This is a genomic window from Mycobacterium sp., assembly GCF_050701675.1.
Taxonomy (GTDB): Bacteria; Actinomycetota; Actinomycetes; order Mycobacteriales; family Mycobacteriaceae; genus Mycobacterium.
Genome location: NZ_JBOGDD010000956.1, coordinates 1 through 1,615, shown reverse-complemented (window position 1 = coordinate 1,615; position 1,615 = coordinate 1). Strand labels below are relative to the sequence as shown.

The window sequence follows — 1,615 nt, the reverse complement described above, 5'->3', positions numbered from 1 at the left end:
CTTCTGGGCCGCTGCGCTGCTGTACCCCGCGTACAGCATCGGAGTCATCGTCGGGAACTCGATCTCACCCGTGATTCTCGAATGGTCCCGCCATCTCAAGCATCTCGTCATCTCGGCGACGGCATTGACAATGGCGACATTGATCTTGTGCAACGCAATAGCTGCGACGGTCGAAGTTGGCATAGCCATGGTATTTATGGCAACGTCCTTGGCCACCGGAATTACGAATGGTTTGTCGAAGGTTGCGTACTCTGAAGTACTTTCCAGCAAACTTACCGAAATGCGTCGTGGCGACCTGATCCTGATTCAGGGAGCCACGGGGGCAGCGGTCACCGTCGCGTCGACACTCCTGCTCATACCCGTGATTGATCGGAGCGATCCCGTCTCCAGCCACGTCGACCTGCTTTGGCTCGGTGCGGCAGGTATGGCCGCCGCGGGAATCGCGGCGGTGTTCGTCGGCCCGGTCCGTCCACAAGCGGGACGAGTGGCACGGCGGCTACGGGACACCTATCGGGAGGGCATGATCGTCGCCCGGACCGAGCGTTGGTTCCGGGGATATGCGGTGACGCAATTGATGTTCGTGCCGATCAGCCTCGGCTCGACGTTCTACAGCATCCACGCGGCAGCCCAGCACGGCAACAAACCGGGGAGCCTGCACATCCTCGTCATCGCCTCGGGTGTCGGTCTGATCGTCGGTTCCTGCTTGTGGCGTGCCGTCTACCGCAGCAGGTTCGGTATTCGCGCCATGCTGGTCGTCAGCGCCCTGATCAGCTGCGCCGCGGCGGTGATGTGCATCCTGGCCGAGGTGTACGACGCCTGGTCGCATCCGTGGGTGCACGCGATCGTGATCTTGTTGGCGACAGTGGCGAACCAGGCCATCATGGCCGCATCCATATCGTGGATCAACATCTTCGCCGCCGATCACCACCGTGCGACGCTCATGGGATTCGCTGCGGTGCTGGTCGGCGTCGAGATGTCGGTGCTCGGCGCGGTTTTCGGCGGAATCGCCCAGCAGACGTCGGCGATCTGGCCCGTCACGATCATCCTGGTATTGAACGCGGCCGCCGTCGTAGCCGCCCTGCGCGCACCGACCCGGAGGTAGCGACGTCAGGGCCCAGAACGCCTTGAGCCGATGGTGTTTTCGCCATGGGCATTCGAGGTTGGACGCACACGTTGACCCGTACGGCCATGCGACGGCATCGAGGTCGCAGTTGGCTGGGGGTTTCCTTCGCGCCACGGTTTGGCGAACATCGGCGGAGGGTGACCGTCGAGGCCGGCAGACTCGTCGGCGGCGGAGTCGGTGGCAGCGGGGTCCGGGTCGCCGGAATGGTCGATGCCATCGGCAGATTCGCCATCGTCGGCAGGACCGGTGTCGTCGGGGACCGAGGCGTCGTCGTGATCGTCGGAAACGTTGGCGCCGTCGGGGACTGGTGAATCCTCGGGCGCGTCGGGTCCAACGGGATCGTGGGGTCTCTCAGGCGCGTCGGGTCCGTCGGGATCTTGGGAACCGTCGGGTGAGGGTTTGTCCGGTCCGCTGATGGTGTCTTGGTGGGCCACGATGTAGATGACCACCCCGGTCGAGGGCGGGTTGGCCGCGGCGGGGCAATCCTGCACA

The 1,615-nt window shown here is 64.1% G+C and carries 1 protein-coding gene and 1 pseudogene; one reads left to right on the top strand and one right to left on the bottom strand.

Features of this window, described 5'->3' with window-relative positions; genetic code table 11:
• Window positions 1-1,102 (top strand): MFS transporter (locus ACRDUX_RS29055; RefSeq protein WP_526419002.1); only part of this gene is annotated, 1,102 nt, incomplete at its 5' end.
• A gap of 5 nt (window positions 1,103-1,107) precedes the next feature.
• Here the strand turns inward: ACRDUX_RS29055 and ACRDUX_RS29050 are convergent.
• Window positions 1,108-1,615: pseudogene (locus ACRDUX_RS29050) on the bottom strand (hypothetical protein); the annotation flags it as partial.